Raw genomic sequence first — 763 nt, 5'->3', positions numbered from 1 at the left:
GTGGTGCGCGATACTGGGATCGAACCAGTGACCTCTTCCGTGTCAGGGAAGCGCGCTACCGCTGCGCCAATCGCGCCCGTGAGGGCTGTTCAGTTGTCATGCGAGGTGGCGACGGGATTCGAACCCGTGTAAACGGCTTTGCAGGCCGGTGCCTAGCCGCTCGGCCACGCCACCGCGTGTGGTTCGACCCACGTGTCGTGATCGCCCTGGAATCGGGAGATCCCCGCACTCGAGCGGATGACGAGACTCGAACTCGCGACCCTCACCTTGGCAAGGTGATGCGCTACCAACTGCGCTACATCCGCATTTCGTTCCCGGTCTTGCCCGGGCACTTGGAAAACTCTAGCCCATTCCGAGCCCCGCGCAAAACCACCGCCACGCCGCGCGTGTCCCGTTCTCGCGGTTCGAATCACCCTTACGGATCAGGTAACATCGGTACTCGGCCCGGCAGGGTCGCGGCTCCCGGAGCCGAGGGCGATTGGCGCAGCTGGTAGCGCGCTTCCTTCACACGGAAGAGGTCGTGGGTTCAAGTCCCGCATCGCCCACCGAAGACGATCTTGTTCACGTCAGGCCTGATCGCCACCCGGTACCTCGATCGCCATCTGCCACCCGTAGCGCCGGCTGAGCACGGCCGACACCCGCGTGAAGCGGTCGACATCAAGCACCGCGCCCTCGCGGCGCATCCCGAGGCGGTGGACGAGGTAGACCTGGTCAAGGTCGACCCACGAGGGCCTTCCCTGGGCATCCCACGGCCCGCTCCCGA

4 tRNA genes and 1 pseudogene are annotated in these 763 nt (G+C 65.5%); 1 reads left to right on the top strand and 4 read right to left on the bottom strand.

Annotation, left to right across the window (positions count from 1 at the left end):
* Nucleotide 1 precedes the first annotated feature (1 nt).
* The 3 genes from B4E30_RS09655 to B4E30_RS09645 form a co-directional block, all read right to left on the bottom strand.
* Nucleotides 2-76, bottom strand: a tRNA-Val gene (locus B4E30_RS09655).
* A 27-nt stretch (nt 77-103) separates the two neighbouring features.
* Nucleotides 104-174, bottom strand: a tRNA-Cys gene (locus tag B4E30_RS09650).
* Between the two features lie 58 nt (nt 175-232).
* Nucleotides 233-305 (bottom strand) — tRNA-Gly (locus B4E30_RS09645).
* A 167-nt stretch (nt 306-472) separates the two neighbouring features.
* Between B4E30_RS09645 and B4E30_RS09640 the strand changes: the two genes are divergently transcribed.
* Nucleotides 473-545: transfer RNA gene (locus B4E30_RS09640), tRNA-Val, on the top strand.
* A 21-nt stretch (nt 546-566) separates the two neighbouring features.
* Here B4E30_RS09640 and B4E30_RS09635 read toward each other — a convergent pair.
* A pseudogene (locus B4E30_RS09635) lies at nt 567-763 on the bottom strand (hypothetical protein); the annotation flags it as partial.

Origin of the sequence: Microbacterium sp. UBA3394, from assembly GCF_002358725.1 — a bacterium.
GTDB classification, from domain to species: Bacteria; Actinomycetota; Actinomycetes; order Actinomycetales; family Microbacteriaceae; genus Microbacterium; species Microbacterium luteum.
The sequence above is the reverse complement of the archived record's forward strand: the minus strand, read 5'-3'. Positions and strand labels throughout refer to the sequence as shown.